Here is a 21162-nt window from a genome sequence, read left to right on the forward strand (position 1 = left end):
ACACTAAAATTCCGCGAAATTTGCGCCCCACCCTTTTCTGTTCATCCACTCCCGTCCTCTATGCGCATTACTACCCGGCTGGCGCTGCTGGCCCTGTCTCTTCTTTCCTTCGTGCCCGCGGCCCGCGCCGACGAAGGCATGTGGCTCCCCCTGCTGCTCAAGCAGCTTAATGAGGCCGACATGCAAAGCAAGGGCCTCAAGCTCACCGCCGAGCAGATTTACAGCGTCAACCAGGGCAGCCTCAAGGACGCGGTGGTCCAGTTCGGCGGGGGCTGCACCGGCGAGATTATTTCCGACCAGGGCCTGCTGCTCACCAACCACCACTGCGGCTACAGCCAGATTCAGCAGCACTCTTCGGTGGAAAAAGACTACCTGACCAACGGCTACTGGGCCATGAACCGGGACCAGGAACTGCCCAATCCGGGCCTGACGGCTACGTTCATCGTCCGGATGGAAGACGTAACCAGCCAAGTGCTGGCCGGCGTGCCGACGGGCAACATTGCCGAAGCCGACCGGGAAAAGATGGTGCAGACCAACATTGCCCGCGTAGCCCAGGCTGCCGTGCAAAACACGCACTACGAGGCGTTTATCCGGCCGTTCTATAACGGCAATGAGTACTATATGTTTGTTACCGAGGTCTTTGAAGACATCCGTCTGGTGGGCGCGCCCCCGAGCAGCATCGGCAAGTTTGGCGGCGACACCGACAACTGGGCCTGGCCCCGCCACACCGGCGACTTCAGCATCTTCCGCATCTACGCCGGCCCCGACAACAAGCCCGCCGCCTATTCCAAGGACAACAAGCCTTTCAAGCCCCGCCACCACCTGCCCATTTCGCTCAACGGCATCAAGCCCGGCGACTTTACGCTGGTCTTCGGCTTCCCCGGCCGCACCAACGAATATCTGACTTCCTGGGGCGTGGATGAGGTGTACTCCCTTTCGAATCCGGCCAAAATCAAGGTGCGCGACGCCAAGCTCCGCCTGCTCGACCAGGATATGAAGGCCTCCGACAAGGTCCGGATTCAGTACGCGGCCAAGTATGCCAGCATTGCCAACTACTGGAAAAAGTGGATTGGTGAAACCCGGGGCCTGAAAAAGCTCGACGCCGTGAACCGCAAAAAAGAGCAGGAAGCCAAGTTTACGCAGTGGGCGCAGCAGGGTAACGAAGCCCAGAAAGCCGCCTACGGCCCATTGCTGCCCGAGCTGGAGAAAAATTACCGCGCCGTGCGCGACTACACCCTGGCCCGGGACTACGTGACCGAAGCCGCCATGGGCGTGGAGTTGCTGGCCCACGCCAACAGCCTGCTGCCCCTGCTGGACTTAGCGGAGAAAAAAGCTCCGGCTGCTGACGTGGCCACCGCCGTTGGCAAAGCCAAAAAGGGCATCGTGGGCTTCTTCCGCAACTATTCCCTGAGCACCGACCAGAAAGTGGCCGCCGCCCTGCTCCCGCTCTATGCCGAGGGCACGCCCAGGGCCTTGCTGCCGGCTTACGTGCAAAACCTACAGAAGCAGTACGCGGGCAAAACCGGCTGGGCTACCTACGTCAGCTCGCTCTACACCAAGTCGCGGCTGACGACTGAGGCCAGCACCCAGACAGTACTCGACGAGGTGGGCCAGGGCAACGTCAAGGCCCTGGCCGACGACCCGGCCGTGCAGCTTATCCGCGCCATTATTACCAACTACCGCGCGAACATTCTGCCCAACTACACCACCTACACCGATAATATTACCCTGCTGCAGCGCACCTACGTGGCTGGCCTGCGCCAGATGCAGACCGACCGGAAGTTCTACCCGGACGCCAACTCTACGCTGCGCGTCGCCTACGGCCAAGTTGCCACCTACGAGCCCGCCGACGGCGTGAAGTACGACTACTACACCACCCTCGACGGTATCATGGAAAAAGCCGACCCGACCAACCCCGATTTCGAGGTACCGGCCCGTCTGGCGGAGCTGTATAAGAACAAGGATTACGGCCCCTATGCCCAGAATGGCACTGTGCCCGTGGCCTTTATTGCCACCAACCACACCACCGGCGGCAACTCCGGCTCCCCCGTCATCAACGGCAACGGCGAGCTAATCGGCACCAACTTCGACCGGAACTGGGAGGGCACCATGAGCGACATTATGTTTGACCCCGACCGGGTGCGCAACATCACCCTCGACGTGCGTTACATGCTGTTCGTGGTCGACAAATACGCCGGCGCCGGCCACCTGGTCAAGGAAATGACCTTGGTGGGCGGGCCTAACGGCACTGCGGCGCCCGAAGCGGGCAAGGAAGTGAAAAAGATGAAAGTAAAGCGCAAGGCCGCCGCGCAATTATAAGTTCAGCCTTGCTTTCTACCCGCAAAACGCGTGGCTCCTGCTTGGGAGCCACGCGTTTTGCGTAGGTTCGGGCATGGAATTCAGTCGCCCCGTATTCTACCAGCTGCGCGACCTAGCGGTTCTCCTTCGTGGAAGCCGTACGCACTTGCGTTATTCCCACTCGGAGTTGGAGCTTTCCTACGAGTATCATACCGAGCAAGAGTTGGGCCCGGGCCTGCACTGGATGGTGCTGCTAATCGGTACCGGCGCAGTAGTAGCGCTTACTTATAACGCACTGATTTACTTTAAGCAACCGGTTTGGCTCTGGAGCATCCTGGTTGTTCTACTGTGGGTTGGGCAGTCCTTCCTACCTCCTTCTCCGGCGCCTGTGCTGGCGGCATACGCGGGCGAAATTCGTCTGCACTATACGGCTGGGGAGGCATCCTGCTACTTTTCCCCAATCAAGCTGACCGACCAAACGCCCCTACCCATCGGGGCTGAGTTGGCTCTTCCTACTGTTCAGAGCATTCGGGTGCGGATGCTTCCAAACAGTGATTCGGATCAACCCAGCTACGGGCTCGTTGAAGTGCAGCTGACGCAGCCCGGGCCCTGGCTTCTTTTTGCGCAACTTCCAACGGCCCAGGCCGCTAATCAAGCTGCCACCCTTCTGCGCGACCTGACTGGGATTCCCGCACTAACCAACATGAACCCACCATCAGCCTCGGGCATTATTTTCCTTCGCTATCTGGGTCGTCAGTATTACAAGCTTTCCCATGGTAAACTTCGTTGACGCACTCCGCCGGAGTTCGGTCGGGCTCGTTCTGCTCGTTTCCGCTACGATAAACGCCCCGGCGCAATCTACTCCGCCAACTCCGCTCTTGCTGCGCCCCGCCGCCGTTTTCGACGGCGAAACGATGCACCCGGGCTGGGTGGTGTTGGTGGAAGGCTCCACAATCAAAGCCGCCGGCCCGGCCGCCCAAATTAGTGCCCCGGCCGGCGCCCGCACCGTGGACTTGCCGGGCCAAACCCTGCTGCCGGGCCTGATTGAGGGCCACTCCCACCTGCTGCTCCACCCCTACAACGAAACCACCTGGAACGACCAAGTGCTGCTTGAGTCGCAGGCGCTGCGGGTGGCGCGGGCCACGGCCCATGCCCGCGCCACGCTGCTGGCCGGTTACACCACCGCCCGCGACCTGGGTACCGAAGGCGCCGACTACGCCGACGTGGGCCTTAAACAGGCTATTGACCAGGGCTTTATTCCCGGACCCCGCCTGCTGATTGCTACCCGGGCCCTGGTGGCCACCGGCAGCTACGGCCCCAAGCTTTCCGTGGACGTGGAAGTACCCCAGGGTGCCCAGGAAGCCGACGGCACCGACGGCATCGTGCGAGCCGTGCGCGAGCAAATCGGCAAAGGTGCCGACATCATCAAGGTGTACGCCGACTACCGCTGGGGCAAGGGCGAACCGTCTCGGCCCACTTTTTCGCAGGAAGAGCTGACCTTGATTGTGCAAACCGCTAAAGGCGCCGGCCGGCCCGTAGTAGCCCACGCCTCCACGCCCGAGGGCATGCGCCGGGCTACGCTGGCTGGCGTCGAAACCATTGAGCACGGCGACGGAGGTACGGCGGAAGTATTCAAGCTCATGAAGCAGCGCGGCGTGGCCCTCTGCCCCACCGTGGCCGCCGGCGACGCTATTTCCCAGTACCAGGGCTGGAAAAAAGGCCAGGGGCCGGAGCCCGACCGGATTCAGCAAAAACGGCTGAGCGTGCAGGCCGCCCGCAAAAGTGGCGTGACGCTGGCCGTAGGTGGCGACGTAGGCGTGTTCCGCCACGGTGAAAACAGCCGCGAGGCCGAGCTGCTGGTACAGGAATACGGCTTCAGCCCCCTGGAAGTAGTACAGGCCCAAACCAGCGGCAACGCCCGTATCTTCCACCTCCTCGACCGGGGCCGCATCCTGCCCGGCCTGCTCGCCGACCTGGTAGCTGTGGAAGGCGACCCAACCCAGCAGATTACGGCCCTACGCCAAGTGCGGCTGGTCGTGAAAGGCGGCGTGGTATACAAAGAGTAGCCCTACCCCGGCCGCTCCACGCCCAGGACCTTGAGCTGCTCGGCGTACTTGTCATAAATCACCCGCAGGTCTTCGTTGTGCTTGCCCGCGTCCACACCGATGCTGACGTTGCTGTTGTGGAAGCGGTGCAGGTGGCTGATATGGGGCGAAAGCACCGGCAGATGCCCGGCCAGCAGAAACCGCACGTACAGGTCCAGATCTTCGGCCATGGCCAGCTCACCGTCGTAGCCCCCGACCTGGTCGAACAAGGTGCGGCTGTAGCACACGTTGCCCTGAATAAAGTGCTCGGCCTTGAAAATGGCGTGTAACATAGCCACGGGTGAGTCGAAGCGCCAGGCGTAGTAGTCCTCATTGGGCAGGTAGCGCCGGTCCTGGTCCATGCGCAGGAAGTCGGCCACAAACCAGGGCTGCTCGGGGTGCTGCTCAATCAGGGCCGCGTAGTGGTAGAGGCAGCGCTGCAGCAGAATGTCATCATCATCCAGCGGCACGACCCAGGCCTCGGCCGGGGCGTGCTCGATCAGGCGGTTGCGGGCCAGGCCGGCTAGCACTTTTTCCGGGGTGGTCCAGTAGCGCAGGTCGGGCTGGTCGAGCTGCTGCAACCACTCTCGGCTGCCGTCGGTCGAGCCGTTTTCGTAGATGAGGTGCTCCCGGGAAAAATCCAGCGGGGCGCTGACGCTGGCTTGCACGCTGGCAATGGCTTCGGGCAGATACTGCCGCCGGTTGTGGCTGGGGGTAATCAGGGCGAAATGCATACCCGCTATTCTGGTTTTGCCGGCAAAAAGTTGCCTCCAGCGCCAGCCAAGCCCAACTTTACCCCTGCGGCTGGCGTTATGCTAGTACCATATTCTCTCCGCATGGCCAAGTTTGTTGTTACCATCCGCTTTCCGGATTTCTTTGACGAAGAGTTCATTGCGCTTATTCCCGAGCACCGCCACCTCATCAATGAGCTCATTGAGGCCAACGTGGTGGAGGCCTACGCCATCAGCGCCAACCGCACCCGGGGCTGGATTACGATGAACGGCAGCAGCGAAGAAGCCATCCGCACCACGGTGGAGCAATTTCCGCTCTACCGCTTTTTCGTGCAGGTCGAAATCGACGAGCTGTTCGTCTTCGACAGCACGGCCTCGCGGTTTCCGCGCATTAGCCTGAATTAAGCTTTATTCGCTAGTTTTCAGCTCCGGCGCGGTTTTCGCACTGCCGCCGGTTTTTAGGCTTATTTCTCTTCCTATCCATTCCCGCATGACTTCTATTTTCCGGCTTCCGGCAGTGGCCTTGCTACTCCTGGCAGCCCTGGCGGCCGCCCCTGCCCCGGCCGATAAGATGACCTCCGAGCTGCTGCTCGCCCGTCTGTCCGGCTCTATTGAATCCCTGAAAACCCTGCGCTGCACCGTGCAGGCCCGGGAGCGGCTGGAAGGCAACAAATACCAGGCGGCCCGCTCGACGATGAAAATTGCCTTTGAGCCGCTGAAGGTGTACGTGCGCAACCAAAAAGGCGTGGAAGTGCTCTGGGTGACGGGCCAGAACAACGGCGATGCCTGGGTCAACCCCAATGCCTTTCCCTACGTGACGCTCACCCTAGACCCCAACGGCTCGGTCATGCGCCGCAACCAGCACCACACCGTGCTCAACGCGGGCTTCGGCACCATTGCCGACCTGATCAAGGGCTCCAATCTGCGCCAGGACCATGCCTACGAGCGCAGCTTCCGCTACACCGGCGACTCCGTGGTGGCGGGCCGCGCCTGCCACGTGCTCCGCTCCGACTTCCCGCAGTTTCGCTACGTGACCTACAAGCCCGCCAAGGCCGAGTCCATTGCCCGGATTGCCGAGCGGTTTGGCTGCGGCGAATACCGCATTATGGAGCGCAACGGCCTGTCGGTGGAGGAAACCGTACCCGCCGGCAAGGCGCTGCAGGTGCCCAATAGCTACGGCCGCCGCACCATCGTCTGCGTCGACCAGAAAACCTTCCTGCCCACCATGGTACAGGTACACGACGACAAGGGCCTGTTCGAGAAGTTCGAGTTTTCGGATGTTGTAGCCAATCAGCCGATTCCGGCGACCGAGTTTTCGAAAGAGTATAAAGGCTATAAGTTTTAGAGCCACCGTTGCGGTATAGAGGCATAGAAAAAGGCCCGGGTAGCTCCCGGGCCTTTTTGATGTAGTAGCGAATAAATTATAGCTATTTAGTAGCGGGCGGCAGGCTGCTAAGACGATGTTGAGGAATTACGCCTGAGCGCCGCCCAGAATCGTGAAGCTTCCCAGCTGCAGAGCTATTTCTTGCCCATTAGCAGCCGCTGCCTGAGCGCTGAAGTGCTGTGCGGCGTCGGCGTAGCGTTCGTGGCCGGGTTTCAGAACCCACAACATGGTGATTTCCACGGCCGCGTTGGCGGGCAGCAGGCCACCCTCCGGCGACTCAAGTCTTACCTTGAGGTTGCCCTCGTACTTGGCCGGCAACGTTACGTTTTGTTTGAACGACTGGGCCCGACCCGTCACGCGTAGCGCGCCCGTGTCGAAAGCGGCGTTGGCATCGTCCGTGCGCAGGGAAATAAGGGAGCCCTCGGGCACATTCCGACACGTTACCGAGAAGTAGAAATCCTCCGGCGATTCGTCCTGGTTGTAGAATTTGAGCGTGTCCTCAACCTGCTTTTGCGGGTCGACGTTGTGCCAGGCCGCCGAGCCATTATGGGATATCCACTGCGCCGAATTCCAGTTGCCCTCGTTCAGGTTCAGCGGGTTGTCTTGCGTGAAAAACTCGGAGGCAATAGCGGCAATAACACAGACATGCGCGCTTGAGGTAGTGGTGAAGTAGAAGGCTTCCGAAGCGGCTTTTCCGCTGGTGAGCAGCGGATTTTTGGCGCTTACCTGCACCAGCTCCCCGGTAGCGTCATCAATAATCGAAATCGAGCCCGTGGTTGAGTTATTGGCTACCGTGGAGCACTGCGTCCAGGAAGTCGGCGGCTGGTTAAACCCTCCATCCGTATAAAACAGCCGGACGACGGGCGCCGTGATGCCGCCGAGAAAATTAAGGTTTTGGCACCGAACGTACACGAAGTTCTTGCCGATAGTGGGTTGCTTCCAGAACTCGTTGTTCCACTGCTGAATCAGCTGCATCTGGTTCAGGGGAGAATTTTCGTTGCACACAATATCCAGGCTTTCCGTCAGGCTGCCGGGTACGGGAATGCTGCCCACGTCACTGCTGTTTTTACGGCATAAGATTCCGCGCCAGTTTGCCATGGTAGTGGCGGCGTAGTTGCTCGCAATACCTGGATCCAGGCCGATTCCCTGCACCAGGCTTTTAGCCAAGATGGTGGAATCCATAAACGTCAGATTCCAATAGGTGTCGCAGAAGACGGCCCCGAAAACGTTGCTGAAGGTTTGCAGGGTTATCTTCGGATTCAGGGCCTGGTAGACAGGATACATTACATCGGTATCTGAATTTCCCTGTTGAAAGCCCGCAATAACGGCGGCCCACAATTGGCTAACATTATTGATCGGACCAGCGAAGGCTGCCTGCTCGGTCTCTTGAGAAATAACCGTGGTGGTTTCCATGATTCTTTGAAAGGTTACGGGATGGGAAAAAGGTGCTTTGATGCTAAGCGGCGTTGTCAGGTTGAAGCTTCGTTTGACAATTCAAAGGAAGCTCATGAGCTTGACCACCAGCAGCGCACAAACACCTGATTATCAGTTCGCGTAGAAACACCTAGTTTGTACGGAACTACCTGAACCCATCCATTTGCTACCGCCAATCTTGCATGGTAACGGGTAGCTCTTGCCTAATAAACAAAGCCGGACCGGCAGCCAGAAGCGGTTAACTTCCAGCTACCGGTCCGGCCTAGGACTCGGTATCGAACGGCGGCGTTTACGTGTGCTTGCCGACCAGAGCAGATCGTGCCGCCTAGCGGTTGCCGCGCATGGCTTTTTCGATTTCGTCCCACATCGGGGCCGGAATCATTTCCAGCTTGTTGAACTCGCCCGCGCCGTTGAGCCACTCGCCCCCATCGATGGTTACGACCTCGCCATTGACGTAGGCCGAGAAGTCGGACACGAGGTAGGCGGCCAGGTTGGCTAGCTCCTGATACTCACCGACCCGCTTGAGCGGCACCGAAGCGGCCGGATCGAGCTTCTGGGCCAGCGGAGCCGGAAACAGACGGCTCCAGGCGCCCTCCGTCGGGAAGGGGCCGGGGGCAATGGCGTTGGAGCGGATGCCGTACTTGGCCCATTCCACGGCCAGGGAGCGGGTCATGGCCAGCACGCCGGCTTTGGCTGCGGCCGAGGGCACCACGTAGGCCGAGCCCACGGAAGCGTAGGTCGTCACGATGTTGAGAATGGTACCAGGCTTCTGGTCGGCAATCCAGCGCTTGCCAAAGGCCAGAGTGCAGTTGTAGGAGCCGCGCAGCACGATGTCGACAATGACGTCGAAGGCCTTGTGGGAAAGCCGCTCGGTGGGCGAAATGAAGTTACCGGCCGCGTTATTGAGCAGCACATCCACACCGCCAAAGGTGTCGATGGTTTTTTGCAGCATGGCCTCTACCTCGTCGTACTTACGCACGTCGCACTGCACGGCCAGCACCTTGCCACCGGTTTGCTGGCGCAGCTCCTCGGCCGTTTTTTCCAGCACCTCAAGCTTGCGGCTGCTGATGGTTACGTTGGCACCCAGCTGCAGAAAGTAGGTGGTCATGGCCCGGCCCAGGCCAGTGCCGCCGCCCGTCACGACGATGGTTTTGCCCTGCAGGGCATTGTCGCGGAGCATGGGTTGAGAGTAGGCTGACATAGAAAAGGAGAGTAAGAAGGGGAAGGATGGGAAAGCTGCAAGAACGGTAATTGTTGGCTTTGCCCCTATATAAACGAGAAGAAGGATTTTTTCCCACCTTTGGGCTCCATGACTGCCCCTCCCTCTTCTTCGGCCCTCCCTTCTATTGCCGTGCTCGGCTGCGGCTGGCTCGGCCTGCCCCTGGCCAAAAGCCTGGTGCAAGCCGGCTACCCCGTGGTGGGGTCCACCACTACCCCCAAGCAGCTGCTCACCCTGCGCGACGCGGGCATCACGCCCTACCTGCTGCGCCTGGGTCCCGATTTCAGCGCTACCGACGCCGACACGCTGCGGGTTATGCTGGGGGGCGTCGAGGTGCTGGTGCTCAACATTCCGCCCAGCAAAGCCGGGCCCGGCGGCTACCCCGCCCTGCTGCGGCCGGTGGGCAGTGCCGTAGCCGCGGCCGGGGTCAAGCACGTGCTGTTCGTGAGTTCCACGAGCGTTTACCCCGATGAGCCCCGGCCCATGACCGAGGCCGACGCCGTAGCCTCGGCCGAAGCTGCTTCTGACCTGCTGCGGGCCGAAGGACAGTTTACTTCCGCCCAAGGGCAATGGCAAACAACGGTAGTGCGTCTGAGCGGCCTGATTGGCCCGGAGCGGCCCCCGGGCCGCTTTCTGGCCGGCCGCCAGAACGTGCCCAATGGCGACGCCCCGGTCAACCTGATTCACCTTCAGGACTGTATCGGCTTGCTAACGAGCATCATTGAGCAGCACGCCTGGGGCTATACCTTCAACGCCAGCGCCGCCCAGCACCTGCGGCGGCGGGAGTTTTACCCGGCAGCCGCCCAGCAGCTGGGCCTGGCCGCCCCGGTTTTCCAGCCCGACTCGACCGGGGGCAAAACCATCGACAGCAGCCTGGTTCGCCGCACGCTCCACTACGAGTTTGCGCACGACGATCTGCTGGCCGCCCTGGCGTACTGCTAAACCCAGGGCTCGACTTTGCGGAGCTTCGGTTTCGGCGGCTGTTAGGGATTGGGCGAGGATTGGGGAAGTTCCTACCGACTAACTAGGCAAAAGGTCCCGTCCGTTTTTACAATCGACGGGACCTTTTGGCAAATCGTCCCGTCGATTGTAAAAATGGCCGGCACGATTTAGCGGAACGAACGGGGTCGAGTTGAAATCGGCGGGCATCCGTGGGTTATCTTTGCCTTGTGAATACTGATAAACTGACGGTCGTGGTGCTGGGTGGCGGGGCGGCCGGCTTCTTTGGAGCCATTGCCTGCGCCGAGGCCAATCCCGCCGCCCGGGTGCTGCTGGTGGAGAAAACCGGCAAGCTGCTGAGCAAAGTGCGGGTGTCGGGCGGGGGAAGATGCAACGTGACCCACGCCTGCTTTTCGGCCGCCCAGCTGATCCAGCACTACCCGCGGGGCGGCAAAAAGCTCAAGGAGCCCTTCCAGCAGTTTGGGGCCCAGGATACGGTGCGCTGGTTTGAGCAGCGCGGTGTGCAGCTCAAGACCGAAGCCGACGGCCGCATGTTTCCCACCACTGACTCCTCGGAAACCATTGCTCAATGCCTGCTCGAAGCGGCCCATAAGGCCGGCGTGCACATCCTGCTTACTACCACCGCCGAGCACTTTGAGCCCTTACCCGAAGGGGGGTTCCGCGTAACCCTGACCGGGACGCACGCCCAAACCCTGACGGCTCAGCGCCTACTCATTGCCACCGGCGGCGTACCCAAAACCGAGGGCTACAACTGGCTGCGGCAGCTGGGCCACACCATTGCCGAGCCGGTACCGTCGTTGTTTACGTTCAATGTGCCCGAGTCGCCGCTCAAAGAACTCATGGGCGTGAGCGTGCCCCAGGCCCGGGTGGTCATTGCCGGCGAAAAGCTCGATTACGAAGGCCCCCTGCTCATTACCCACTGGGGCGTGAGCGGGCCGGCCGTGCTCAAACTCTCGGCCTGGGGGGCCCGGCGGTTGCACGAGCTCAGTTACACGGGAACAGCCCTGGTCAACTGGATTCCGACCTACACCGAGGAGTCCTTGCGCCAGTGGCTGCACACCTTCCGCGACGAAAACGGGAAGAAGGTGGTGCTGGTCAACGCACTGTTTGGCCTGCCTCAGCGCCTGTGGCGGGCCTTGGCGGAGCAGGCCGGCATCGGGGCCGAAGTCCGCTGGAGCGAGCTGCCGGCCAAGCCCCAAAACCGCCTGATTGAGTTGCTGTTGCGCATGCCGCTGGCCGTGCGCGGTAAGACTACTTTCAAAGAGGAATTCGTGACCTGCGGCGGCGTGGTACTGGGTGAGGTCAATATGAAAACCATGGAAAGCCGCCTGGTGCCCGGCCTGCACTTTGCCGGCGAGGTGCTCGATATCGACGGTATTACGGGGGGCTTCAACTTTCAGGCTGCCTGGACGACCGGGTATCTGGCCGGGCAGGCCATGGCTGCCTCTACTCGGTAGCCTCCGCCCCAGTGCATCTACTGACCTAGCGCACAGTAGATACCGGTTACTGGGCAAGCCCTACTGTCGCCTGGGCAAGTGCAAATTCAGCCTGTTACCAAATCGTGCCTTTTGGCAGACTAAGCCGTGCCTGGAAAAAGCTGATTCACACCCAATATAGCGGCAATCCATCGACCCAGACCTAATTTGAACTAGGATAAAGTTGTACTCAATGCATTATCTATTTAACATATCTTAGCTGTATAGAAATTAAAAAAATACCATAAAGTGGGTATTGCCAGAGCGAGGACACTTATGGAGATTTGCAGAATTTTGCATTCTCCATTCATTAATGTTTAAATGCGTACCCTGTCTTTCATGCAGCATGCCCTAGCCAAATGGTTGCTGTTGCTCCTGTTTGTTTCCGGTCTGACCTGGCCTGCCTGGGCTAGTGATGGCCCAGGCCCTAAGCGAGGCCCAGACCTTTCGCTGGCACAAGCCCTCAATCCGGACGGCACCCTGCGCCCCGGAACTACCGGCTCTTTTGATGCCTTGGGCTATCAATTAAGCACCACTGAGGACGGACGGCCGGCTTTTCGGCCTCTGAACACCACTGGGGCCGGCGACAACCGCTGGCAGGACGGGTTTGGCACGCCCGGCACCAATGGCCAAGTCAATGTAGCCGTGGTGGCTCCTAACGGGGACCTCTACATCGGCGGTCAATTTTCCATTGCCGGCAAAGTCATTGCCCTGAACGTGGCCCGCTGGAACGGCACGACCTGGAGTGCGCTGGGAAGCGGGGTAAACAACAGCGTGAATGCCCTGGCCATAAGCGGCACGGACGTGTACGTGGGTGGCAACTTCACCCAGGCTGGCGGGCAAACGGCCAATTATATTGCCAAGTGGAACGGTTCCACCTGGAGCGGCCTAGGCACGGGGCTGAACAGCAGCGTGTCGGCACTGGCTGTAGCAGGGAATAATCTGTACGTAGGCGGCTCGTTTACAACGGCCAGTGGCACTACTGCCAGCCGCGTGGCCAAGTGGGACGGCACCAACTGGAGCACGCTCGGCACCGGTACGGCCGAAGGTGTAAATGGCTCCGTGCGGGCGCTGGCGGCAACTTCCACGGGCCGGGTATACGTGGGCGGCGACTACACCCAAGCGGGCGGGCAGGCTATCAGCTACCTGGCGCAGTGGGACGGCAGCACTTGGTCCAACGTTGGCACGGGAGTTGGCGGCACGGGCTACCGGAACGTACAGGCACTCGGGCTCAGCAGCACAAATGAACTGTATGCTAGTGGCTACTTTACTCAGATAGGCGGCGTTGCGGCCAACAACATTGCCAAGTGGAATGGAACGACCTGGAGTGCCCTGGGAACGGGTCTGAGCAGCCCAGCCGTACGACTTGCCCTTAGTGCTACCGACGAGTTGTATCTGGTCGGGCCAGCGCAGGCTGGGGGCCAGAATATAAACGGCATTGCACGCTGGAACGGCACTTGGGCAGAGCTGCCCGGTGCAGGCTTAGGCAACAGCAACCTGCAAGGCATTGCCGTAGCCGGTCAGCGCGTTTACATTGCCGGCGACTTTATTGCGGCCGGGGGCCGGCCGGCCAACCGCGTGACCGTCTGGGACGGCAGCACCTGGGCGGCTCTGGGCGAAGGGCTGAATTTGCCGGTCCGGGCAGTAGCCGTATCGGGCAATACCATTTACGCTTCCTACCTCTTCAACTCCCCCGCCCCGGCCTATTACATCGTGCAGTGGAATGGGACGTCCTGGGTGCCCGTGGGTGAGGCGTTCAATAGCTTCGTCAACGTAATGGCAGTGGATGGCAACGGCCAACTATACGTGGGCGGCGAGTTTACCCAGATCGGAAGTACAGCCATCAAGTACCTGGCCCGCTGGAACGGAACGACATGGAACTCTCTGGGCGACGGAGTAAACAACACGGTGCAAGCGCTGGCTACCAGTGGCTCAACCCTGTACGCCGGCGGCGCCTTCACGACGGCTGGTGCCGTAACAGCCAGCGGCGTGGCCAAATGGGACGCTACTACTGCTACTTGGTCGCGCCTGGGCGGCGGCGTCCGGGGGCAGGTTCGGGCCTTGGCCGTAGCTGGCTCCACGCTCTACGTCGGCGGTGGCCTCACGGGCGCCAACGGCTCTGGTATACCCGTAAACCGGGTGGCGAAGTGGGACGGAGCCGCATGGTCGGCGCTGGGTACCGGCGTTACCACTACCGGCGGTGGCTATAGCATCGTGCATACCCTGGCTACCGACAGCAACGGCGACCTGTACGTAGGCGGCGAATTCACTACTGCTGGCAGCCTGGCGGCCAATAATATTGCGAAGTGGAGCAACAGCAGCTGGTCGACCCTGGGTTCTGGCGTCAACGGACCCGTTATTCGTCTTGCCACCAACGGCACCGACCTGTACGTGGGCGGCGAATTTGGCACTGCCGGCGGCCAGTCTGCCTTTTACATTGCCAAGTGGGCCAGCTCGAACTGGAGCCCGCTGGGCACCGGCCTCAACGGCTCCGTGCTGGCCCTAACCGTAGGAGCCGGCAGCAAAGTGTACGTGGGCGGCAGCTTCACTAACGTGGGTGACGGCTCGAAGGTGTTTCCCTATCTGGGCATCTACAGCGACGCGCCGGCCCCCACGCTAACCAACTTTACGCCCCCAAACGGGCCGGTTGGCACCAACGTAACACTTACCGGTACCAATTTCACTTCAACCACTGCGGTAGCCTTCAACGGTACGCTGGCGCCAGGCTTCATCGTGGTTTCTGACACCCGCATCACCGTCAATGTACCCGCCGGCGCCACCACCGGCCCGATCAGCGTAACGACACCCAGCGGCACAGCTACCTCGGCTACCAGCTTCACGGTAACTGCGCCACTACCCGTGGTAAGTGGCCTGAGCACCGCCGCCGAACTGGTGGGCATGCCCGTGACGATAACCGGCTCCAACTTCACTCCCGGCAGCACCGTTAGCTTCGGCGGAGTACTGGCAGCCAACGTGACGTATAACTCGGCAAGTTCGCTGACGGCGCTGATACCCGCCGCAGCTCCGGCAGGCGCTAGCAGCGTAGTCGTTACTACGGCCAACGGCAGCAGTGTGGGTAGCCCGGCATTTGAAGTACTGCACGTATACGAGGGCCCCGTATCAACCTGCCCCAGCACGACGGCCTACGTGGCAACCGGCGACGGGCTGTGGCACTACCTGCGGACTGCGAACGGCCGGGTTGTGGCCGCCCTACAGGATACCCGCGCCGCTTTAGGCACCGTGACTGTCAGCTTGCAGGTAAGCAGCCCAACCGCCGCCGTGCGGCAGGACGGCAGTGGCCGGAAGTACCTGGACCGCAACTTCAAAATCACTACCAGCGGCGGCGACTTTACGGGGCAACTTGTGAACGTGCGCTTCTATGCTCTGCTCAGCGAACTAAGCCATCTGCAGGAAGCCGACCCAACCGTGACGATGACCAGCCTCAACACGACCCAGTACCGCGGGGCCAATGAGGACTGCGACTTTAATAACAACGACTTTAGCACCGGTGAATTCCGCAGCCTGGCCGCCCCAGCCAGCTCCCCCGGTGCAAACTACCCCTGGTTTGTGGCGCAGGTAGCCGTATTCAACCACTTTTCCGAGTTCTACCTGACTGGTAGCGGCAGCCCGCTCCCCGTCACCCTGACCAGCTTCACTGCCAAGCGCCAGGGAGCCGCAGTGGTCTTGCGCTGGTCTACGGCCCAGGAAAAGGACAACGCCTACTTCATCGTGGAAACCAGTTCCGACGGGCACAACTTCCGGTCCTTAGGCCGCATTGCCGGCCACGGCACCAGCAGCACGCCCCGCCACTACGAATTCACGGATGCCGCCGTACGGGCCACTGCACCTACGCTGTACTACCGTCTGCGGCAACTTGACGCGGATGGGTCGGTGCACCTGAGTCCGGTGCGGACTATAGGTATGTCGGAAGCTACCCAACCTTTGCTGCTGTGGCCCAACCCAGCGCGCGAAGAGGTGCAGGTAAGCGGAGTCGCTCCCAAGCAGCTTGTGCAGCTGCTCGACGGCGTAGGCCGGGTAGTCGCCTCCGGCATTAGCCCAGAGCAAGGACCGTTGGTGCTGAAAATACCGGCGCAGTTGCCGGCCGGTATTTACACCGTGCGCTCATCTGGCGGCACCAGCAAGCTGGTAGTGCGCTAGAGAATCTGCTGCAAACACAAACGGCCGTCCTGCATAGGGCGGCCGTTTGTGTTTGCAACAGGTTTGGCCCGGTTACATACATCTGCTTTTGTATGGCAGTAAGCGCTCAGAAGTAAGCAATGCGTCACGGCTGAAAATACCCCGAAGCAGGAAAAGCTGCCGTTGGGTTTGAAGCCACAACTCCAGCAGACCCGGACTTTGCGTAATAGTCGCTTGCACTGTTATAACAGAGCCTTTCTGCAACCCTATTCACGCCCAGGCAGTAAAGACCTACACAACCTTAGTTTCTACTACACCTAAATTTACTGACCCACTCATGGAAGCCAAAGCAACCCAAGCCCTGCTCAACGAACTGCTCGAAACGCTGAAAGACGGCGAAAAAGGCTATTCTACCGCCACCGCTGACGTTGAAGATCATGATCTGAAGCAGGTATTCAAGAAGTACGCCGTGCAGCGCGACGGTTTCCTGACCGAGCTCGAAGACCAGATGCACCAGCTCAATCTGAAGGCCGATGAGGAAAGCTCGATTACGGGCACCGTCCACCGTGCCTTCATTAACCTGAAGGCCGCTATTACCAGCAAAAGCCGGGAAAGCATTCTGAACGAGTGCGAGCGGGGCGAAGATTATGCCGTGAAGGCCTACCAGACGGCCCTGAAAGCCGAAGGCCTGCCCGGTCAGCTCAAGACCATCATCGAGAAGCAATACCAGGGCATCCAGGAAGCCCACAACGAAATTCGCTCCCTGCGCGACGCTTCGGCCTCGAAGTAAGCGCGTTGTTTCAAACGCATAAAAAAGCCCCGCCGGAATCCCGGCGGGGCTTTTTATATTCAGCTAGCACTGGGTAAGGCCGTAGCCCTACCCTTACTTATGCTGCAAACTATTCGTCGAAATCCTGACGCGGACGGGGTGCTGGGCCTTCGCTGCGGTTGCCGCCGCGGAACCCGCCACCATCATTGTCGCGCTTGCCCTTGTAGCCACCGCCATAAGAGCTGCCCCCGTCGCGGTTGCCTTTGTAGCCGCCGCCGTAGGAGCTGCCCCCGCTGTTACCGCCGCGGTAGCCACCTTCCCGGTTGCCGCCGTACGAGCTGCCACCACGGTTGAAGCCGCCTTCGCGGCGCTCACCGTAGCTACCGCCGCGGTTACCACCGAAGCCGCCTTCGCGACGCTCGCCGAAGCTGCGGCGCGGACGGTCCTCACCGCCACCGAAGCCACCGGGGCCGCGGGTGTTGCCTTCCTGCTGGGCATCACCTTCCTGGCGGGGCGTAGCAATGTTGAATGACACGGGACGACCCTGAATCGAGGTGCGGCCCAGCTTGGTCGTGATTTCCTCGGCAAACTCCGAAGGCACTTCCACGAAGCTGAACTTGTCGTAGAGGGCAATGTCACCGACTTTGCTGCCGGTCAGGGCGGTGTTTTCGGCAATCAGGTCCACGATGTCGCGGGGATGAACCCGGTCTTTCTTGCCCATCGTGACGAAGAGGCGGGTGAAGCCGGGGCGCACGGCACCTTGCTGACGACCTACTTCGAGGCTCTTTTCGGCCTGCTTATCCTCCTTCATCGTCATGCGCAGCAGAGCGGCGGCCACGTCGAGGGAAGTAATTTCTTCTTCCTGGTCAAGCAGGCGCTGCACGCGGGCAACGTACTTCTCCAGCTTGCCCTTCTCAATGATTTCTTTGATCTGGGCCAGGAACAGCGTGGTTTTCACTTCCGACACATCCTCAAACGACGGAATCCGCTCCTGCTTGATGTTGGCCTTAGTGTAGCGCATGATGTCGCGCAGCTTGTAGATGTCGCGGCCACTCACGAAGGTGAAGGCCTTGCCCAGCTTACCAGCGCGGCCCGTGCGGCCAATGCGGTGCACGTAGTACTCCTCATCGGCGGGCAGGTCGTAGTTAACGACAGCTTCCACGTTCTCCACGTCGATACCGCGGGCAGCTACGTCGGTAGCAACCAGGATTTCGAGCGTGCCCTTGCGGAACTTGTCGAGCGTATTCTGGCGCTGCTGCTGGCCCATGTCGCCGTGCAAACCGTCGGCAAAGTAGCCGCGGGCCTGCAGTTCAGCCACGCACTCGTCGACCATGCGCTTCGTGTTGCAGAACACGATGGTGGACTTCAGGTTGTACATGTCGATGATGCGGGACAAAACGTCCTTTTTCATCGGGTTACGCACCTCGTAGTACATCTGCTCGATGTTGGTAACCGTCAGTTCCTGGTGGTTAACCTTTACGATTTTCGGGTTGGTCTGGTACTTTTTGGTGAGCTCCATAATCGGCTTGCTCATCGTAGCCGAGAAGAACACCGTCTGGCGGTCTTCGGGCATCTTGCTCAGTACCACCTCGATGTCGTCGCGGAAGCCCATGTCGAGCATTTCGTCAGCCTCATCGAGGATGATTTTCTTTACCTGATCCAGCTTCAGCGTACCGCGCTCCAGGTGGTCCATCACCCGGCCGGGCGTACCGATTACGATCTGCACGCCGCGCTCCAGAGCCTGGAACTGCCGGTCGTAGCTCTGCCCGCCGTAGATGGGCACCACGGCCAAACCACGCTTGTATTTGCCCAGTTTCTGGATTTCACCCGAAACCTGCACCGCCAATTCGCGGGTGGGGCAGAGAATCAGCACCTGCACGGCGCGGTTGTTGGTGTCGACGCCCTCGATGGCGGGAATGCCGAAAGCGGCGGTCTTGCCGGTACCGGTCTGGGCCTGGCCAATGACGTCCTTGCCCTCGAGCAGAACCGGAATGGCGGCCGTTTGGATGGGGGATGCTTCTTCGTAGCCGAGCTCAGCAATGGCGCGCTGCAGCTCCTCGGAGAGATTTAACTCTTCAAATTTTACTTTTTCCATGTCTATGTTAGATGGAATGAGAGACACTAGCTCTGAAAACAGCGGATTCAGCGACGTTCCTCTCCCACTCAACAACAACGACAAGCGACGAAAGCAACGGACGGAAGACGAAGGCGGCCAGCCTATTAGATTACAGCAGCCTATGCTGCGCGGAACATGGCTGTTCTCAATGCGGCTGCAAAGGTACGTCTTTTCGGTGAAAAAAGATACCTAGCAGGCATTTTTAGCTAATTCTTATTCCTGGGTACAGTTCAGTTTACTATAAGCCGGCGGGCAAACAGGCAGCTTGCCTGGGCTCCTCTTCCGGCTTGGTTTGGGGCAACAGAGCCCCGAGCCCAGAAGTTCTATGGCTATATAAGTTTTTAGGGCTGTAAGGCTCAACTCCTAGGCTCTCTGGCAATTAGCCTGAACGCAAAAAAGCCTGCGCGAGGCAGGCTTTTCTGTTTCACTTGCGAGAAGTGAGGTAATTAAACCAACGATACCTTTACGGCATTCAGGCCTTTTTTACCCTGTGCAACGTCGAATTGCACTTTGTCGTTCTCACGAATTTCGTCGATCAGGTCACTTACGTGTACGAAGATGTCCTGACCGTTTTCGTCAGATTTAATGAAACCAAAGCCCTTGGTGTCATTGAAGAATTTTACTGTTCCTGTTTGCATGAGGATATTGTATGGATGTCATTCAAGCAAGGTGGCCATTGTTATCTGATGTAGCTCCTTGCAGAACGAATAGCAGAATAATGAAGCACATTATCTTAAACTTGAACCAAAGATACGCATTCTGAATGTAACGGTTCGCGTTAGGCAGTATTATGCTTCTGCTCGCCAAGCCGGTGTTTCCGGTAAAGTGGCCCTGACAGCCTGCAAACGCCACTTATTGACCGATGATTTTTGAAGATTTTTTTGTACAGCTCAACGGCATCCGGCGTACACAGCACCTGTAGCGTATCTAATATTGGCTTACCGCCTAGCCTCAGCGTGGCATGCGCTGGCTTTTCGGCAACCTGTATATTGACTAGTATACCTGCTAGCGCACTTATTCACGTCTCTTCGTTCTTCTTATATGACAGACTCTCCTGTCTCCTTCCGCTTTTCCCGCCTGCTTACCATTGTGGAGGCTGATATCGACGAACTCAACCACGTCAATAATGTGCAGTACGTGCAATTCGTGCAGGACACGGCTGCGGCGCATTGGCATGCGGCTTTCCCGGCCGGTGAGCGGGAACAGTATATATGGGTAGTGCTGGAACACCGGGTGCGCTACCACAAGCCCGCCTTTCTGGGCGAGGAGCTGCGCTGCACCACCTGGATCGGGGAAGTGCGCGGGGCCCAGTCGCAGCGCTTCGTGCGCATCGAGCGGGCTACGGACGGAGTGCTGCTCTGCGAGGCCGAAACCCAGTGGGTGCTGCTCGACCCCGGTACCCAGCGTCCCAAGCGCGTGACGCCGGAGGTGGAGCAGCGGCTGCGCGTGGCGGTGGGCTAAGCCCAAGCTAGCGCCGGTAAACCATGCGGTACAGGTCGAAGCCCGGGGCCTAGTAGTCTTTGTTGACCTCGACCAAGTCGAAGCCGCCCTTCTCGTAGAACTTGTAGACTAGTTGGGAAGTTCGCACCGATATGGTTTCGACTTGTGTGGATTCGCCAGTAGAACGGTTACTCAATTTTGATATGTTTCTTGTCACTGGCTGTACTTTTTTCTATTTTCCTCACTAAAAGTGATAGGTACTGTCCACGGCATTCTTTGAAACTTACCGTGGCTGTATATAATACTCCACGCAGATAGTAGCCTGACTACCCGAATAGCTTCATTGTTATATTTAGAATCATAACTTTTTACTATTTCCACTTTATCAATTATGCCCTGCTCATTGGCAGAGAACTGCACAAAAACCCGGGCATTACTAACCGGTTGGGGTAGCTTATGCCAGACAATATTTTTATAAATAAATTGCAGCAACTTCCTCGAATCAGTCTCATACACGGAAGTACGTGACTTAGAGTTATCATATATCTTCTCTGTAATTACTCGGCCTTGCTTGAGTTGTATAATCCTCTCCTTTTCGTATATAGAACCGTACCCCATGTGCTCGTAGCGCAGCAATTTACCTTCTGGCACTAGCACTTCGCCACTAAACCAATCCGCTTTAACCTTACCATTTATACATTTTTCACCAAATAGTTTTTTCAAATTGGCGCTCAATTTATCATCACTAAAGCAACAGCTGTAGATTCCTAGCAGATAAAGCTCCCCAGCAATTATTTCCCAATGGGCCATATAATTTCTCCAACAAGCAGTGGATGCACACCCCGGTTTGCTACCAAATAGTTTGGGGCGTATAGACTCTAATTTATCCCACTGCTCAAGTGGGTTTGCAAATAGCCGTACCTCTTGTCCTTTGTAGCGCAATTGATCCGGAATTTGGGCAGTTGCATAAGCCAGCGGGCAAGAATGTATCCACAGAAGCAAAGCAACGGTCCAGCTTATATACTTTATCATATGAGTATAGAATTTCCCTTACACAGGCTAATATAAACGATTGGCTGGCGGACTAAGTACGGTCATTTATGGGTTATCTTGCA

The 21162-nt window shown here is 58.9% G+C and carries 17 protein-coding genes; 10 read left to right on the forward strand and 7 right to left on the reverse strand.

All coding sequences use genetic code 11. From position 1 onward, the window contains the following. Nucleotides 1–60 precede the first annotated feature (60 nt). From MUN80_RS19525 to MUN80_RS19535, 3 genes are all read left to right on the forward strand, one after another. Nucleotides 61–2319, forward strand: coding sequence for a S46 family peptidase (locus MUN80_RS19525; protein WP_244715457.1), 2259 nt, complete (start codon nucleotides 61–63; stop codon nucleotides 2317–2319). Between the two features lie 145 nt (nucleotides 2320–2464). After that, on the forward strand, nucleotides 2465–3088 hold the full coding sequence (locus MUN80_RS19530; protein ID WP_244715459.1) for a hypothetical protein: 624 nt from the start codon (nucleotides 2465–2467) through the stop codon (nucleotides 3086–3088). After that, nucleotides 3072–4364: a metal-dependent hydrolase family protein gene (locus MUN80_RS19535; RefSeq protein ID WP_244715461.1), complete on the forward strand. Its 1293-nt coding sequence runs from the start codon at nucleotides 3072–3074 to the stop codon at nucleotides 4362–4364. The genes MUN80_RS19530 and MUN80_RS19535 overlap by 17 nt, the downstream gene beginning before the upstream one ends. Before the next feature lie 2 nt (nucleotides 4365–4366). Here MUN80_RS19535 and MUN80_RS19540 read toward each other — a convergent pair whose 3' ends face one another. Beyond that, nucleotides 4367–5116: a glycosyltransferase family 2 protein gene (locus MUN80_RS19540; protein WP_244715463.1), complete on the reverse strand. Its 750-nt coding sequence runs from the start codon at nucleotides 5114–5116 to the stop codon at nucleotides 4367–4369. Nucleotides 5117–5218: 102 nt separating this feature from the next. On the opposite strand from MUN80_RS19540, the gene MUN80_RS19545 reads away from it, so the two are divergent. Both MUN80_RS19545 and MUN80_RS19550 read left to right on the forward strand, forming a co-directional pair. Beyond that, a complete protein-coding gene (locus tag MUN80_RS19545) occupies nucleotides 5219–5518 on the forward strand; it encodes a hypothetical protein (protein ID WP_244715465.1) in 300 nt (99 codons plus the stop codon). An 85-nt stretch (nucleotides 5519–5603) separates the two neighbouring features. Beyond that, a complete protein-coding gene (locus MUN80_RS19550) occupies nucleotides 5604–6458 on the forward strand; it encodes a DUF1571 domain-containing protein (protein WP_244715467.1) in 855 nt (284 codons plus the stop codon). Nucleotides 6459–6584: 126 nt separating this feature from the next. Here MUN80_RS19550 and MUN80_RS19555 read toward each other — a convergent pair whose 3' ends face one another. Next, the gene (locus tag MUN80_RS19555; protein ID WP_244715469.1) at nucleotides 6585–7910 is read right to left on the reverse strand and encodes a hypothetical protein; all 1326 of its coding nucleotides are present in this window, start codon (nucleotides 7908–7910) and stop codon (nucleotides 6585–6587) included. A 346-nt stretch (nucleotides 7911–8256) separates the two neighbouring features. Beyond that, nucleotides 8257–9132: an SDR family oxidoreductase gene (locus MUN80_RS19560; protein ID WP_244715471.1), complete on the reverse strand. Its 876-nt coding sequence runs from the start codon at nucleotides 9130–9132 to the stop codon at nucleotides 8257–8259. Nucleotides 9133–9240: 108 nt separating this feature from the next. On the opposite strand from MUN80_RS19560, the gene MUN80_RS19565 reads away from it, so the two are divergent. The 4 genes from MUN80_RS19565 to MUN80_RS19580 all read left to right on the forward strand — a co-directional run bounded on the left by MUN80_RS19565 (nucleotide 9241) and on the right by MUN80_RS19580 (nucleotide 16512). Further along, the gene (locus MUN80_RS19565) at nucleotides 9241–10092 is read left to right on the forward strand and encodes a Rossmann-fold NAD(P)-binding domain-containing protein (protein WP_244715473.1); all 852 of its coding nucleotides are present in this window, start codon (nucleotides 9241–9243) and stop codon (nucleotides 10090–10092) included. Nucleotides 10093–10319: 227 nt separating this feature from the next. Further along, a complete protein-coding gene (locus MUN80_RS19570; RefSeq protein ID WP_244715475.1) occupies nucleotides 10320–11567 on the forward strand; it encodes a BaiN/RdsA family NAD(P)/FAD-dependent oxidoreductase in 1248 nt (415 codons plus the stop codon). A gap of 339 nt (nucleotides 11568–11906) precedes the next feature. Continuing rightward, nucleotides 11907–15743: a beta strand repeat-containing protein gene (locus MUN80_RS19575; protein ID WP_244715477.1), complete on the forward strand. Its 3837-nt coding sequence runs from the start codon at nucleotides 11907–11909 to the stop codon at nucleotides 15741–15743. 316 nt (nucleotides 15744–16059) lie between these two features. Continuing rightward, the gene (locus tag MUN80_RS19580) at nucleotides 16060–16512 is read left to right on the forward strand and encodes a ferritin-like domain-containing protein (RefSeq protein WP_244715479.1); all 453 of its coding nucleotides are present in this window, start codon (nucleotides 16060–16062) and stop codon (nucleotides 16510–16512) included. Between the two features lie 109 nt (nucleotides 16513–16621). Here MUN80_RS19580 and MUN80_RS19585 read toward each other — a convergent pair whose 3' ends face one another. Together MUN80_RS19585 and MUN80_RS19590 are read right to left on the reverse strand one after the other, a co-directional pair. Continuing rightward, nucleotides 16622–18586, reverse strand: a complete 1965-nt coding sequence (locus tag MUN80_RS19585; RefSeq protein ID WP_244715481.1) for a DEAD/DEAH box helicase — start codon at nucleotides 18584–18586, stop codon at nucleotides 16622–16624. A 467-nt stretch (nucleotides 18587–19053) separates the two neighbouring features. Then, nucleotides 19054–19245 carry a cold-shock protein gene (locus MUN80_RS19590; RefSeq protein WP_244715483.1) on the reverse strand — a complete coding sequence of 64 codons (192 nt, stop codon included), beginning with the start codon at nucleotides 19243–19245 and terminating at the stop codon, nucleotides 19054–19056. A gap of 403 nt (nucleotides 19246–19648) precedes the next feature. Between MUN80_RS19590 and MUN80_RS19595 the strand changes: the two genes are divergently transcribed. Next, entirely contained in the window at nucleotides 19649–20068 is a 420-nt protein-coding gene (locus tag MUN80_RS19595) for an acyl-CoA thioesterase (protein ID WP_244715485.1), read from the forward strand. A gap of 49 nt (nucleotides 20069–20117) precedes the next feature. Here MUN80_RS19595 and MUN80_RS26040 read toward each other — a convergent pair whose 3' ends face one another. Both MUN80_RS26040 and MUN80_RS19600 read right to left on the reverse strand, forming a co-directional pair. After that, entirely contained in the window at nucleotides 20118–20243 is a 126-nt protein-coding gene (locus MUN80_RS26040; protein ID WP_262922021.1) for a hypothetical protein, read from the reverse strand. A 17-nt stretch (nucleotides 20244–20260) separates the two neighbouring features. Next, entirely contained in the window at nucleotides 20261–21079 is an 819-nt protein-coding gene (locus MUN80_RS19600) for an energy transducer TonB family protein (RefSeq protein ID WP_244715487.1), read from the reverse strand. Nucleotides 21080–21162: the final 83 nt, after the last annotated feature.

This window comes from Hymenobacter cellulosivorans, from assembly GCF_022919135.1.
Taxonomy (GTDB): Bacteria; Bacteroidota; Bacteroidia; order Cytophagales; family Hymenobacteraceae; genus Hymenobacter; species Hymenobacter cellulosivorans.

Coding starts and splice junctions, on each gene's coding strand:
- MUN80_RS19555 (WP_244715469.1), bottom strand. CDS start 7,910: ATGGAAACCACCACGGTTATTTCTCAAGAGACCGAGCAGGCAGCCTTC.
- MUN80_RS19540 (WP_244715463.1), bottom strand. CDS start 5,116: ATGCATTTCGCCCTGATTACCCCCAGCCACAACCGGCGGCAGTATCTG.
- MUN80_RS19550 (WP_244715467.1), top strand. CDS start 5,604: ATGACTTCTATTTTCCGGCTTCCGGCAGTGGCCTTGCTACTCCTGGCA.
- MUN80_RS19585 (WP_244715481.1), bottom strand. CDS start 18,586: ATGGAAAAAGTAAAATTTGAAGAGTTAAATCTCTCCGAGGAGCTGCAG.
- MUN80_RS19575 (WP_244715477.1), top strand. CDS start 11,907: ATGCGTACCCTGTCTTTCATGCAGCATGCCCTAGCCAAATGGTTGCTG.
- MUN80_RS19545 (WP_244715465.1), top strand. CDS start 5,219: ATGGCCAAGTTTGTTGTTACCATCCGCTTTCCGGATTTCTTTGACGAA.
- MUN80_RS19590 (WP_244715483.1), bottom strand. CDS start 19,245: ATGCAAACAGGAACAGTAAAATTCTTCAATGACACCAAGGGCTTTGGT.
- MUN80_RS19560 (WP_244715471.1), bottom strand. CDS start 9,132: ATGTCAGCCTACTCTCAACCCATGCTCCGCGACAATGCCCTGCAGGGC.
- MUN80_RS19535 (WP_244715461.1), top strand. CDS start 3,072: ATGGTAAACTTCGTTGACGCACTCCGCCGGAGTTCGGTCGGGCTCGTT.
- MUN80_RS19525 (WP_244715457.1), top strand. CDS start 61: ATGCGCATTACTACCCGGCTGGCGCTGCTGGCCCTGTCTCTTCTTTCC.
- MUN80_RS19595 (WP_244715485.1), top strand. CDS start 19,649: ATGACAGACTCTCCTGTCTCCTTCCGCTTTTCCCGCCTGCTTACCATT.
- MUN80_RS19580 (WP_244715479.1), top strand. CDS start 16,060: ATGGAAGCCAAAGCAACCCAAGCCCTGCTCAACGAACTGCTCGAAACG.
- MUN80_RS19565 (WP_244715473.1), top strand. CDS start 9,241: ATGACTGCCCCTCCCTCTTCTTCGGCCCTCCCTTCTATTGCCGTGCTC.
- MUN80_RS19600 (WP_244715487.1), bottom strand. CDS start 21,079: ATGATAAAGTATATAAGCTGGACCGTTGCTTTGCTTCTGTGGATACAT.